Source organism: Brevibacillus panacihumi, assembly GCF_003710985.1.
In the GTDB taxonomy this organism is placed as follows: Bacteria; Bacillota; Bacilli; order Brevibacillales; family Brevibacillaceae; genus Brevibacillus; species Brevibacillus panacihumi.
In genome coordinates this window covers 1-13,508 of the sequence record NZ_RHHT01000089.1, presented here as the reverse complement: position 1 = coordinate 13,508, position 13,508 = coordinate 1, and the positions used below count along the sequence as shown (strand labels likewise).

16 protein-coding genes are annotated in these 13,508 nt (G+C 46.9%); all 16 read right to left on the bottom strand.

Going from position 1 to position 13,508, the window contains the following annotated elements; all coding sequences use genetic code 11:
• Window positions 1–688: 688 nt before the first annotated feature.
• The 16 genes from sigJ to EDM58_RS25205 all read right to left on the bottom strand — a co-directional run bounded on the left by sigJ (window position 689) and on the right by EDM58_RS25205 (window position 13,385).
• Window positions 689–1,573: an RNA polymerase sigma factor SigJ gene (gene sigJ, locus EDM58_RS25280; protein ID WP_122915791.1), complete on the bottom strand. Its 885-nt coding sequence runs from the start codon at window positions 1,571–1,573 to the stop codon at window positions 689–691.
• On the bottom strand, window positions 1,551–2,876 hold the full coding sequence (locus EDM58_RS25275; RefSeq protein WP_183187629.1) for a phytoene desaturase family protein: 1,326 nt from the start codon (window positions 2,874–2,876) through the stop codon (window positions 1,551–1,553). Before EDM58_RS25275 ends, sigJ begins: the two co-directional genes overlap by 23 nt.
• A gap of 100 nt (window positions 2,877–2,976) precedes the next feature.
• Window positions 2,977–3,360, bottom strand: coding sequence for a hypothetical protein (locus EDM58_RS25270; protein ID WP_122915789.1), 384 nt, complete (start codon window positions 3,358–3,360; stop codon window positions 2,977–2,979).
• Window positions 3,361–3,456: 96 nt separating this feature from the next.
• On the bottom strand, window positions 3,457–4,137 hold the full coding sequence (locus EDM58_RS25265; protein ID WP_122915793.1) for a DUF3995 domain-containing protein: 681 nt from the start codon (window positions 4,135–4,137) through the stop codon (window positions 3,457–3,459).
• 43 nt (window positions 4,138–4,180) lie between these two features.
• Window positions 4,181–4,540, bottom strand: a complete 360-nt coding sequence (locus EDM58_RS25260) for a DUF6463 family protein (RefSeq protein WP_122915788.1) — start codon at window positions 4,538–4,540, stop codon at window positions 4,181–4,183.
• Window positions 4,541–4,562: 22 nt separating this feature from the next.
• The gene (locus tag EDM58_RS25255; protein ID WP_023556480.1) at window positions 4,563–4,748 is read right to left on the bottom strand and encodes a hypothetical protein; all 186 of its coding nucleotides are present in this window, start codon (window positions 4,746–4,748) and stop codon (window positions 4,563–4,565) included.
• On the bottom strand, window positions 4,745–5,938 hold the full coding sequence (locus EDM58_RS25250) for an ArsA family ATPase (protein WP_122915787.1): 1,194 nt from the start codon (window positions 5,936–5,938) through the stop codon (window positions 4,745–4,747). The genes EDM58_RS25255 and EDM58_RS25250 overlap by 4 nt, the downstream gene beginning before the upstream one ends.
• 64 nt (window positions 5,939–6,002) lie before the next feature.
• Complete coding sequence (locus EDM58_RS25245) at window positions 6,003–6,479, bottom strand: MarR family winged helix-turn-helix transcriptional regulator (RefSeq protein WP_023556482.1); 477 nt, start codon at window positions 6,477–6,479, stop codon at window positions 6,003–6,005.
• Window positions 6,480–6,615: 136 nt separating this feature from the next.
• Window positions 6,616–7,389, bottom strand: a complete 774-nt coding sequence (locus tag EDM58_RS25240) for a formylglycine-generating enzyme family protein (RefSeq protein ID WP_122915786.1) — start codon at window positions 7,387–7,389, stop codon at window positions 6,616–6,618.
• An 87-nt stretch (window positions 7,390–7,476) separates the two neighbouring features.
• The gene (locus tag EDM58_RS25235) at window positions 7,477–8,127 is read right to left on the bottom strand and encodes a recombinase family protein (protein WP_281275101.1); all 651 of its coding nucleotides are present in this window, start codon (window positions 8,125–8,127) and stop codon (window positions 7,477–7,479) included.
• A 452-nt stretch (window positions 8,128–8,579) separates the two neighbouring features.
• Window positions 8,580–9,062 carry a signal peptidase II gene (lspA, locus tag EDM58_RS25230; RefSeq protein ID WP_122915784.1) on the bottom strand — a complete coding sequence of 161 codons (483 nt, stop codon included), beginning with the start codon at window positions 9,060–9,062 and terminating at the stop codon, window positions 8,580–8,582.
• 60 nt (window positions 9,063–9,122) lie between these two features.
• Window positions 9,123–10,193 (bottom strand): sensor histidine kinase, encoded by a 1,071-nt coding sequence (locus tag EDM58_RS25225; RefSeq protein WP_122915783.1) that lies wholly within the window; start codon window positions 10,191–10,193, stop codon window positions 9,123–9,125.
• Window positions 10,190–10,891 carry a response regulator transcription factor gene (locus EDM58_RS25220; RefSeq protein ID WP_122915782.1) on the bottom strand — a complete coding sequence of 234 codons (702 nt, stop codon included), beginning with the start codon at window positions 10,889–10,891 and terminating at the stop codon, window positions 10,190–10,192. The genes EDM58_RS25225 and EDM58_RS25220 overlap by 4 nt, the downstream gene beginning before the upstream one ends.
• A gap of 13 nt (window positions 10,892–10,904) precedes the next feature.
• A complete protein-coding gene (locus tag EDM58_RS25215) occupies window positions 10,905–11,678 on the bottom strand; it encodes an ABC transporter permease (protein WP_183187628.1) in 774 nt (257 codons plus the stop codon).
• Window positions 11,679–11,691: 13 nt separating this feature from the next.
• Window positions 11,692–12,465, bottom strand: a complete 774-nt coding sequence (locus tag EDM58_RS25210; RefSeq protein ID WP_183187627.1) for an ABC transporter permease — start codon at window positions 12,463–12,465, stop codon at window positions 11,692–11,694.
• A complete protein-coding gene (locus EDM58_RS25205; protein WP_246001057.1) occupies window positions 12,462–13,385 on the bottom strand; it encodes an ABC transporter ATP-binding protein in 924 nt (307 codons plus the stop codon). The genes EDM58_RS25210 and EDM58_RS25205 overlap by 4 nt, the downstream gene beginning before the upstream one ends.
• Window positions 13,386–13,508 lie beyond the last annotated feature (123 nt).

The window sequence follows — 13,508 nt, the reverse complement described above, 5'->3', positions numbered from 1 at the left end:
GACCTGGAGACGGCCAAGCAAGAGTTCCGCGCCGCACACCAGGCAACGCTGATCTACAGTGCTTTTGACAACGATGGGATCGGCGATTTACCCTCCCTGGTCTATGATTTCAAAGCAAAAACAACCGGGTTCAGCTATATCGATGCCCCTTATCGTATATAATTGACAATACAAGTTTTGCAGGATGTTCAACCTTAAAGTGCCCTGTCAATTCAAACAATTTATTTTCAATATCGTCAATCTTAGATTTAGACATAAGTGATACTTCTATTATCTCAAAAGGTACATTATCTTTAGCTTCGATAGCCTGATCGCACCATTGAATTATCATTTCCTTACTAAATATTCCACAAGATAATCCTAGACTGAATACACTTGTCAATGTCCGAAACCCTTCCAATGTTAGCCTCCTAGATCCTAAGAATTATATTCACTTCCATCGTACTTCATTTTTATTAAGAAATAACCCTTCCATTTTTTATTGGAAGGGTCTAAATACTGATGCATCTTGATTTAACTTTTCCGACTAACTGTGGGCAGCACTTCACCTACCCCGTACGCGTCAATATAGCCATACAAGGTACTCTGTTATAATCCCATGAAGACTTGATAACACCAATTGAATCACTATTATTGTATGGACAGTTATGTGTTTAACGATAGAAACCCACAGATAATTCAACGGTCCTCAGGAATTGCCGACAAAACGTGAGACATTCTTCAGCTTATCGGGATTCAAAACAGCATACATGTTCACGATCCGATTATTTTGAATATCGAAAGAGATCGTAGCAATTAGTTGCCCACCTGCATAAAACGCCAATCCGGGCTGGGCATTCATCTCGCAAAGCTGAAAAGAGAAATCAGCAGGGAACTCCAGGAAAATACCGATAAAGAAACGGGCTATTCGATCATGGCCATACAGCGGACGCAGGGGGGCTTTCACTTTGCCTCCACCGTCCATATATAGGATCGTGTCCGAAGTTAGCGTTTCGAGCAGTATTTTCATATCCCCACTCAAAAGGGCTTGCGCGAACTGTTCAATCACATGGGTTGTCTCCCGCTCCATGCCGACATTCACTTGAGGAATTTCGCCCAAGCTCCTTTTGGCACGACGAAAAATTTGCCTGCAGTTCGTAGGGCTTTTGTCGACTATCTCCGCTATTTCCTCATATTCGTATTGAAGTACCTCTCGCAACAGAAAGACAACCCGCTCGGTCCATGAAAGCTGATGAATCAAGAGCAAGTACGCCATCGAAATGGTTTCTTTCCGTATATAGCCTTCCAAAGGGTCGATTTGTCCGTTCCCCTCACTCATAATCGGTTCCGGAAGCCAAGGTCCTACATATGCTTCACGATGCTTGCTTTGCGCCCGTAACCGATCTATGCACCGGTTGCTCACACTCCTGAACAAATAAGACTTGGGATTCCTCACCATCTCGGATGGAACCTTTTCTATCGAAAGGAATGTTTCTTGAACGATATCTTCGGCATCCATCATGCTGCCCATCATACGATAAGCAAGAGAAATGAGCGAAGGCCGCAGACTTTTATACAGCTCTTCCACTTCCACCGTTTGCACGCCCTCCTATGTTGTTATATTCTCGAAGGATCTCCTCGGAAGCCCGCTTCGCGCTGGCAAAAACCGCATCCACTAATACTTCGCATCGACCCGTCCAATCCCCGGAAACGTACAATCCGCGCACTTCCGGGACAGATGGGCCATAGCGTTTCCCAATTCGATCCATGGAATCAAAATCATGGGCTACGGTAATTTTTGGCAAGAACTGCCTTGCCACAAGTTCTTTTTGCCATCCCGGTTGAATGAAGTCTAAAGCCCGCTCCAAATGGCTTTCGTCGTCTTTGGGATTGTCAGAGCCAAAGCCGATGTCCTTGCATACATGAATAACGGCGGAACCATCCTCACTTGCATCGGAAATGACTGATGGAGTGCTAATAAAGATCGGTTGATCCAAGAAGAAGGTGAAATGACGCTTTGGATCATCTGGGTAGGGCAGCTTGCGGAGCGCGACATCTAGACATGCAGCATAGATTGGCTTCGCCCGATCCCGCCACTCCTTGAGCGATGTATGCTCCGCGTTTTTCACGAGCTTGAAGGTTTCGCCCGGCCCTGCCGCGACGAGGACATATGGGATTTCCAGTGTTTCGCCATCATGAAAACGGATTTGCCTTACCCGGCCGTCATGCTCAATTTCAGATACATGTTTTCCGCACAGAATGGCAACACCTGCTCGGATCGCCTCCTGCCGAAGACTTTCAACCAGTTGGCCCCAACCTCTATCTACATATATCACTTGGTTTCCTTTAAATACCAGTTGCAGCCTTCTGATCCCAGGAGCAGCTAATAGAAGCTCAGGATAAGGTACAAACGTATTGGTTCTGCATACAGCGTAAATGAGGTGTCGTATCATGGGATCGCGGATTTCCTTTTCCGCCCATTCCCGAAAACTGATCGGTGGTAAAGCCTTTGTATCGATTTGCCCTAGTCGTGTCACAAATTGAACGATTTCCAACTTAGCAGAAGTAGATAACAAGTTGGATGTGAGAATCGCGAAAGGATTTCCAGGTAGTTGGAAAAGTTTGTTATTCCACACGATGCCGCCTTTTGCGGGGACTGTCGCTCCTTTGACCGGGATTCCCAGTTCAGTTAATACCTCCTCAGCGGCCCCCCCTTTATAGAGCGCATGAAGACCCAAATTCAGCATGGCACCATTCTTTTTTACCGTAACGGAACGACCGCCCAACTGATTTGACTTTTCCAACAAAACTATGGATAAACCGGCTTTTGCCAAATAAATCGCACTTGTTAATCCGGAAAGCCCTCCGCCGATTACCGCTGCATCATATGTTCTCATGCCCATTCTCCCCTTTTCCTTTTATAAGAAAGACGAAAGGGAGGGAGGGTTTTGTGACAAAATCGCGTTGGTTGGCGACTTACGGTATCTGGTCGTGGGCTCAACCGCCCGATCCGTTTACGCCGAAGGCAATCAAACCGAGTGCAACTCCGTAGAGGATCCAGGCCGGATGACGACCGCGCGTTGCCTTAAAGTTGATGAAAACGCCATACAGATAGGAGCTGCCAACGAGCAGGCCCGTCACAAGCCTTGCGTCCGGCCCGAACCAGATGGAAGCAATCAAAGCGAGCCCGCCGAGAAACCAGTTGAACGTGCTGAATTGCAAGAGCCATGAAACGATCCATCTGACTCTTGCCTCGGCAAATAAAGACTCCGCACTCGCCAACGGCCTGACCATGAGCCGCTGGATCAGAATGCCGTGTACCAGCGCCACGCCGCTTCCGATGATTCCAGCCACTACTAAGGCTACATCATGCCCATTCATGTCCATGCACCTCCCTAGATTTGTGTTCCCGATCAACTAAGATGTCACCGTCTGAACAAGCAAAGACCATTACGTAACATCTTAGGAAGGAACGCCTTAAAAAAAGCGTAATTTTTCGACAAAGTCAAACACGATGGCTGCTACAAAAATCGCAGTAACGAGGATTGTTAAAAACAAGAAAAGGAGTGTGCCGCATTTCAATGCAGAAAGCGAAACGTCTCTCGATTGTGCATAATGCGCTGCCGACAAGCCAGCCAATACTCCCATGATGAAAAACCATGGTTGGTACACGAACAAGTCCCATAATGCATCGATACGCATATCCACTTCGCCGCTAAATGTCGGCATTTTCAAATTTATGAAGCCAGCCAAAAAGAGGACTCTTGTAATGATTCCGGCTGCTCCATGAGCGAGTAAAAAGACAGAGCAGAGAAGGGTGGGGAATAACAGAAATCCTCGGTAGATACTGACTCCACCGATCCATGGAATCCATGAAGGGACAACCTTCCCCCAAGGTTTAACGAGTCCTAATAAGACAAATCCGCACAACATGATGATTACACCCACGACATAGCTTGCTATATAGATGCCGCCAGTGGTATCAACGATCGGAGCCGAAAGACCGATTGTTCCTCCCGCGGCCTGATAGAATCGGACAAAGACCGCATACAGGAGGGCCCAGACGCAACCTGCATAAGCCGCCCATCCTGACGTCTTTGTAAAGTGGGCGTAGGCTTTCCACCCACTAGGTAACGACGAATCAAGATTGTGATTCACCACATAGCACCCTCTTATTTGATTTGGCAACCGACTGTCCCATTCACTTTCGCAATAAGAGCCACGCTTGAGGCAAGCCAAGCCAAAAACCTGAAGTCGGCATCACGATAACTCCGATCAAGCAGAAGACAAATAGCATCCATCCGAGGGAAACAGGCGGGGTAATCCCTTTCTTTTTCATGAGCCAATCCACCGTATAGCCGAAAAGAATCAGCATGAAGCCGAGCATCAAGAACCAGAATGCGGTTACGCGATCCCATTGCCCATTCCCCACCGTATCCCATAGACCCTCAGCAACCATTGGCTGCAGTTGTGTCATGAATCCAACCAGCCCCAAGATATTATGAAACAATCCGGTCAGCATAAGCGTCAGCCCGACATGACGTTTGATCCCACTCACCATCTATTCCTCATCCTCTCTCGATTTATGAAATATCAATTTTGCGTGCGCATGGCGTGCTGCTTGGTTCCTCTAACAAGTCAATGAGGCTGTCGATGACCGCACGAGAAGCCAGCAGCCCTTCCTTAACGGTGTTTCTTGCATGCTTCCCCGCCTGGTGTTGCTTCAAATGTTCCAACAGCCGTTCTATTCGAAGCTCATCGCTTCTCATTGCTCTTCATTCCCTTCTGCCAGATTTCGCTCCCCAAAACGGATGAGAAGCCGGTCCTCTGAAAACTTCGCACCTGTAACCTGCCGGCCTATAAGCGGTCTTGGCAAAATCACCTTCCGCTTGTAGGCACCTGCGTTTACCGTCAGTTCGTCGCCCGTCTGCGTTAAATCCAAATCCGACTTCTCCACAAAGGGAATCGACAGTTCCAGAACCATTCCGCCATCCTCTTCTCGGATCTTTTCTGTTCTGCCTCGATAAAGAATAGTGGAAGGATTCTGATCTTTAAAAACGATATCCGCCAATTCTTCGAGAACAGGCAATCCGATGACTTCCTTTGGCATCATGGGCGCTTTGAGAATCGGCAGCGGCTGGAAGTTCATGATAATTTCCTCTTCATATTTCTTTTGAATGTCCCGCCAGTATGCGAAAAATCCTTCTCCCGCCTCATTCGGCAGCACCCGATTCACGATGACCGCATCCGTATTGAATCCGAATAAATTCAGATATGTGAAGGATCGTTTCGCTTCGGCAAGCACCATCTTCTCGGGGTTCAGCACCAGTCTCACCGATGTCATCTCCGGGTCCAGAACGATCCGTTGCAATTCCTCCAAGCTGCGTGCCAATTGCTCAACGCTGTCAAGCACATCATCTGAGGGAAGATCTACGTTGTTGATGAACTTGGCGACCGGCCGAACGAGCTTGATCAGCCTGCGTTCGTTCGGAAACATTTTTTCAAGCCACCAGTTCAATACATTTGGATAGCTGAGCAACCGCAGCGTCTCTCCGGTCGGCGCACAATCTACGACGACCACATCATATTTTCCGCTTTGCGTGTGTTCCTTGATCTGCAATAAACTGAACAGCTCTTCCATGCCAGGAAACACGAGCATTTCCTCCGTAGCAATATCAGTAAGCTGAGCCTTGTCTAGCAGTGCAGTTAGCCATCCCTGGACAATTCCCCAATTTTTCTCCGTCTCCCGCAGGCTGTTCACTTCCTGCCCCCATAAGTTTTCACTGTTTGAGACTGGCTCCGGCCCGATCCGCATGTCCAGTGAATCCGCTAAGCTATGTGCTGCGTCAGTGCTAAGAATGAGCGTTCGTTTCCCCTGCTTTGCCATTTTCACAGCTGTTGCCGCGGCTATACTCGTCTTGCCGACGCCACCTTTTCCCGTGTAGATGATGATTCTCATAACCATTGCTCCTTTTAGTACGATTTCGTAGTAAATACGGAAATGAAGAGACCGTTTGGATCGGTCACTCGTCGATATTGATCTTTACCGGACGGTTCTTTATCTCCTGAAGCTTTACAGGTTCTTCGTCCTGGAATACTTTGATGGCCTTAAACGAAAGTAGCGTAAATTGCTCCATCTCTTCCGGCGTAAATGCCGCCTCCAGCTTGCCCAGCATCGCCAGCATGATGCGCTCCCATTCTTTCGCAAGTCGAAGACCCTCTTGTGTGAGCATCACAAGCTTGACCCGTTGGTCTTTTGGAGATGTCGCTCGGGCGATATAGCCTTTTCGCTCTAGCCGCTTCGCAATACTTGTCATCGAACTCAGCGGCGCCCCCATCTCGGCCGCCAATTCCGTCATCGTCAGGTCCCCGCGAAAGAGCAGAATAAGCAGCGTCGCCAGATCTGAACGAGTCACTTTCTGTTCAAGCTGCAACATGTCGGTCATAAATGCGAATGGGCGCAAACCGGTCTTGAGAAAAAGATCATATAACTGATGCATACCGGCAGCTCCTTTTTAGTACGAATTCGTAGTAAGTGTTTGAATCCAATTTAGTACGTTTTCGTAGTAATGTCAACTCGATTATTTTTAGAGCGATACTGTCTCATCTCTTCCCTGCATGCTCGATGTCGTGTTCTCATCGTTTTGTAAGTGCTATTCTAAAGCCAAGGTCATCTACCTTGAAATCAGGCATGCTTTTCCTTCTAATCGTAGAACCACAATTATTTTCAACTTCAGCCCAGCTGCCTCCTCGGAAGACTCTATAATTCCCATATCGTTCAGTATTATATAGATCCCAGCACCATTCCCAAACATTACCAATCATATCGTAAAGCCCCCATGGATTAGGAAGCAGTTTTCCAACTTGTTGAGCTGATCCATTGGAGTTTTCTTGATACCATGCAATCTTATCAATTCTTTCATACCGATATCCCTTGGTTCCCGCTTTGCACGCATACTGCCATTCAGCGTCTGATAGCAATCGAAAGCCATTCGCTTCTTTGTTGTATATCGTGTTCTCACTTTCATTTGTGAAAATTGTGTAGCATTCAGTCCTGCCAAGTATTTTGGACAATGCGTTACAAAATTCAAGCGAATCTAACCACGAAACTTCCGTAATTGGCAGGTTATTCACATTCGGTTCTACTTCTTCTTCATGCATGACAAAATGATACAACTGCTGTGTTACCGGATACTTCATTACATAGAATGGTTCGATCGTTTCAGTCCATGTAATAACTTTTTTATCACTTCCTCTTCCAGGGTCTGATAAAGTGTAATCAGAACTAAGCCATTTATTCATATTAATATAATCGCGTAATTCAACGGTTCCACCTTCTATTGGTACCATCAAATTCATTAGATCTTTTAGAAAACGCTCTCTGTTACTTCTGGATTTTCCGATTGTCATATTGACCTCCTATCTAAAATCTTGATACAAAAACAGGGGAAAGGCTTCCGGATCACATTCAGTTCAGTGAAGGCTTGGCTCGATTTTTCATTTGCCTTTTTGAGCAGCCTTTTCCACCAACGAATCCCGATCCAACGCGTTCTCCGACAATTGACGTAAGTCCGCTAGAACAGATTCTTTCAACTCATCATGCCGGATAAAGTGAGAAGGGCATCCTTTTCTGCCGCGCTTCTGGTACGTAACGCAAACATAGCCTTCGCGGTCATTTTTATAATTCATGCCCTTGCCGCAATGAGCGCAGTACGCAAGATGAGCAAACAACGACTTTTTACCCCGACCGCCAAACCCTGTTCTCGCCTTGAACGCCATTCTCCCTTGCACAGAGTCGAACTCTTCGCGTGAAATGATGGAAGGATGCGCATTTTCTACGACATACCATTTACTTTCATCGATCTGCTGACGAAGCTTGTACCCCTTCTCCTGATGAAACAATTTATTGCTTCTGTCCACACTCGAACGCCCCTGTACCAAGTCTCCCGTATAATGACGGTTCTGAAGAATGATCTTTACCGCCGTCTCGTGCCACATGGTTCCGGCATTCTTGGCTCCGATCAGCATCCTCGGGGAAGGGATCTTCTTATCGGTTAAATAATTGGCGATCTTTTGCCAACCCCAACCTTCATGCAAATACAGTCGATAAATGAGTCGCACCGTCTCTGCATGTTGCGGTTTTGGAATCAGCTTCCCCTTTACCTTATCATAACCGTAAGACGGCGTGCCGTGGAATACGCCGTTTCTCGAGCAAATACCTTATTCTATTGGAAAGAAGTACAGGCTGTCTAAGCCTGCACACCAACTATTCCTGATGATCGCCCTTAAACTAGTCATCGGACGAACGAACAGCCTTAAACTGTCCGACAGTTTTGTGGGAAATCGTAACGTTAGCTCTGTTGTTTATTTGATAATAAGAGTTGTTTAAAAATAGCCAAAAAAGTAAAATAATCCGTCCTTGGATTGGACGGATTAAATAATGTTGTTTATAGTGGTTCTCCTTGTCCGAGGTTGCCTGCAGCGAGAAATTCCACTATCGTACCCATTTCCATGGTTCAAAGCCGATAAAACACTAAATTAAGTTGATAATCCTCAATAATCCAATTTTCCCGTTTTTTTGATCTCGCATCTGCCGGCGTTTACTTTTTATTAACCGCTTCCTTCAATTCTTTATCCTTATCACGTGACTCTTTCAAAGAATGAATCATCACAATAATGACACCAATGCATAAGAAGGAATCAGCTACATTAAAAACAGGGAAGTGGAGAAAATGGACTTGAATCATGTCCACAACTTCCCCTTTAAAAACACGGTCAATAAAATTGCCCAGCGCTCCGCCCAATATAAGGGCTAAGCCATAACGCAAGATCGTTTTTTCACGGTGCGCTTTGGGTAAATAGATCATAATTCCGATAAGGACAACGGTCGTCGCGATGATAAAAAATGTGATCTGTCCTTGAAAAATACCAAATGCAGCTCCTCTGTTTCGGATGGATGCAAGCCCTAGAACTCCAGGTATTAAGGGGATTTCTTGTCCGATTTTCATGTAAGTCGACACAAGCCATTTGGCCGCATGGTCCGCAATAATCACGCACAAAGCTATAAAGTAGTAACGAAACACAATGTGAACTCCTCTCCCGTTTTGGATGAAAGAAATTGTCCTTAACTTGAGGTCAGGGATTCAATCCTCTTTGACAACCGGCAATGTCAAGTAAAACTCGGCACCTGCCCCCGGTTTGCTCTGCACCCCAATATGACCTCCATGCTCTTCTACGATTCGTTTGCATATAGCAAGACCCAATCCGGCTCCCCCGAACGCACGGGAACGCGATTTTTCTCCTCGATAAAAGCGTTCGAACAAGTATGGAGTATCCTCTTCGGAGATTCCAATCCCATTGTCTCTGATCACAATCCGAATCCAGTCCGCTTCGTCTCGAGTCGAAATTGTAATTTCAGCGGGATTGCCGGCATATTTTTTTGCATTTTCGATGATATTTTCAAACACCTGCGCCATGCGATCGCTATCGACTTGAATAGGTCTGGAGGGGAAGGGCCGTTCGACAGTCAATACAACCGCAGCATCATGAAACTCCATTTCGAATGGTGCTATCATCGCTTCGAGGAACTCTCGACTGTCTAGTTCCCGAATGTCCATCACCAGTTGTCCTGACTCTAATTGCGAGAATTGAAACAGATCTTCAATCAAGCGGTCAAGCAGATCGGTTTTGTTTTTGATAACCGCAAGATATTTGGTGACCTTCTGCTCATCCCGGGCTATGCCGTCCTGCAAACCTTCGACGTAACCGCGAATGGATGTAATCGGTGTCCGTAAATCGTGGGAAATATTCGCAATCAGCTCATTGCGGGACCGTTCGTAAGCAGCTTGCTGATCCAAAGATTCCTTTAACCTGGCTCGCATGACATCGAAAGCGGAACTGAAACGGCCCATCTCGTCATGGTATCGATTTCGAATTTCAACATCCAAATTGCCGTTCATAATCTGTTCCGCGGCAGCATTCAATTCCTTAAGCGGCAGGAGGATACGTTTTGTGATGACCCGCGCTAATAGATAAGCGCATAAAACAAACGCCACCGCCAGAAAACCGATCAGGAACATGAAGTTTATTCCTATAGCCCCTTCGATTGGATCCGTATGCTTTTCTCGGACTCCGGAAATGCTCATCAAAATAGCAGGAACAAAAATGATCCCGGTCAGCGATGTGATCAGCTTGAAGCGAATTCCTAGCTTCATCGCGGACCACCGTCAAGCTTGTAGCCGACTCCCCACACCGTTTTGATCATCGTCGGATTGGCGGGGTCGACTTCAATTTTTTCCCGGATTTTCTTAATATGAACGGTTACGGTGTTCAAATCCCCATGTTCGCCGAGCCCCCATACATGTTGAAAAATTTGTTCGCGAGTCAATACCTGATTCGGATGAAGGGCAAAAAAACGAAGCACCTCGAACTCCTTAGCCGAGAATGGGACAGGTTGATTCCGGACCGTCACTTCATAAGCCTTAATATTAAGCTCTAGATCTTGATATCGGACGAATTCCGACTTCTCCGCAGGAGACGAAAGCTGATTGGCCCTTCTGAGCTGCGCTTTGACCCTTGCGATAATCTCGCCCGGACTAAAAGGCTTAACGACATAATCGTCTGCGCCGATCCCAAGTCCGACAATTTTATCAACATCGCTTTTCTTGGCGCTAAGCATGATGATCGGTATCGACGATTCCGATCGGATCGTGCGACATACTTCCATTCCGTCAAGCTTGGGAAGCATGATATCCAAAATCATCAATTGCGGCCGGTATTCTCTGTATAGGTGTATCGCCTCTCGTCCGTCGCTGGCGATGATGACCTCGAAATGTTCTTCCACCAGGTAGTCTTTTAACAATTCGGCGATTTCTTTCTCATCTTCCACGATCAAGATTCTGTCAAACGACACAGGTTCACCCCATTTAAATCAAAATATCTTTTTTCCTTATCATCATAACACTACCCGTATATAGGACACCAAAATAGACGATGATGACGGCCAAACCGCCCCACAAGTCTATCGCAGCCATATCGTGTAGAGGAAGAAATGGAATGACCCGCATTTGATAACCGATAAAAAAATCTCTAACCTGCGGGATTCCCTCAACAAGCGGAGAAACAGCTAAAAGCACGAGAGCCGCTCCGATGGAACCACCTGGATTTGTCGTCAGCAAGGCTACAAAAATAACGATCATGCCGAACGCCAGATTAGGCGGCAGAGATAGCAGAACGATTTGGGCCACAAGCCGGACCCCTTCGCTAAATGTATAAACAATTTCGTCGACAACTGTTCGTTCCCCCCACCCAAAAGCCAGAGTCCCGATAACATAAGAGGAAAGAACCAGATAAATAAGCAGAACCGCCACAACTGTGAACATAGACACGATTTTGGCATGAAGCAGATCCATCCTGCTTACCGGGCAAAGAAGCGCCTTTTTTAGGTTGCCGCTCCGGTATTCCTCCGCAATGGAATCGGCCGCCAGGATCGCGATCAAAATAGGGATAAAAAATGTGCTGTTATGGAGTACGATCAATGGAAACGACTGACCATTAGGCCCGAAGCCAGTGAAACCTGCTGCTTCCCGATATATTTGAAAAACAGCCGATATTTCCACAGCGGTCAGAATAAGCATGAACAAATACAGCTTTTTCTGCCTGAACACTTTGAAGAGTTCGCACTGGATAAGTTTGCTCAAGGAGCGTACCCCCTTACAGGATGAAATCTTTTCTCTTTATGATGATTGCGCTGACGAGATAGAAAACGGCGATATATCCGGCAATCACTGCGATGTTTTGAGCCGCGGCCTCCCCGTTTATCTGATAAGCATATTCATGAAAAAAATACATTTGGTTCACAATGGAATACGGTTTGAGCTGCTCGAAAGCATTCAAGTATTGCATGGCGGTCAACACGCCGATGGATAACCCGATCGTTGTGCTTATGTTCGTCGCGGATACGGCAATGAACATCACAATCATTCCGCAAGCCATATACGGCAGGAGCATGGAGAAGGACAGGCGAAGCGTCAACCACACACCTTCTGTCTGCGTATACAGCGATCCGGCATAGAGTGTTTGTTCGCCCCAACCGAATGCGAGCGTTCCGATCGCGTATTCCGCTGCGATGGAGAAAACAAGCAGTACCGTCATGAATACGAATAAGGAGACGATTTTGGCATTGAGCCATTCGATTCGCCGGACTGGACGCAGTAACGACATTTTTAACGTACCGGTTTTTACTTCGCCTGTTATCAGGTCGGCAACATAGATGGGAATAAATACGGTCATAAATTGAGCCATGCTGTTCAGGAGCGTCAGCGGGAGAGACTGACCGTTAGGCATCAGAATCACCGACTTCCATTCCCCGCCTGCGTTATAGAAATGAACGGTTAACCAAGCATGAACGGCCAGGATAGCCATGAAAATATAAAGTTTTTTTAATCTGAATGTTTTGTAAAATTCGTTTTGGATCAGCCTGATCACCGCTCGCCATCTCCTTCCGTTATGTCGAAAAAGAATTGCTCAAGCGTCCGAGGCCTGCGGCTAATGGTTCGAATGTGAACGCCGCTCGTCATGAGCAGTTGATTCAGCTTGAATGAGCAATCGCCGTTTGTTCGGACGATGAGTTGGTCTTGGGAGCGCGAAACGGAAATGACCTCGGATGCTGATCTTAGAAGCTGCTCCGCCTTGTCCGGTTCCGAAGTGACGATCTCTACGGTTTCCTCTCCCGAAGCAAGCAGCTGCCTGACCTCACCCTCCGCAATCAGCTTCCCTTTCCTGATAACCCCTGCCTTGGTGCATATTTGTTCAACTTCATGAAGCAGATGGCTTGAAATCAGAAAAGAGATCCCTTGCTCCGCCGCGAGCTGCGCGATCAACTCCTTGATCCCCTTCATTCCTTGCGGATCCAGTCCGTTCGTAGGTTCGTCCAGAATGATCAGCTTCGGACGGTTCAGAAGCGTACCCGCAATACCAAGCCGCTGCTTCATGCCAAGTGAGTAAGTACCAACCTTGTCTTTAGCCCGATCGGACAGTCCAACGATTTCAAGCACTTCATCGATCCGCTTCCGGGTTACCCCCGGCAAAAGGTTCGCCGTCAACTTGAGATTATCATAGGCGGAAAGATACGTGTAAAAAGCCGGATTCTCAACAATGGCGCCTACAAGAGAGATAGCGGCCTTAAACTGCGATTTCAGATGAAACCCGCCAATCCTAACCTCGCCGGCATCGGGATGGACGAGACCCGTTATCATGCGGATCGTCGTTGTTTTTCCAGAACCGTTCGTGCCGATGAACCCGTATATATCCCCTTCCTCAATTCGAAGATTCAGACGATCCACGACGGTCTTGGAACCGAAGGTTTTCGTCAATCCCCGTACTTCCAGCAGTATCTTGTTTCCCATAAGCTTTCCCCCCCCCCCTGTTTATGGCAGACTAAAAATGTAGGTTATGGCAGTTAATTTATGCAGACCCGTAGGGGCTGCATAAATTAAAAAACCACTTGCCAACATCCCCTTATCAAAATA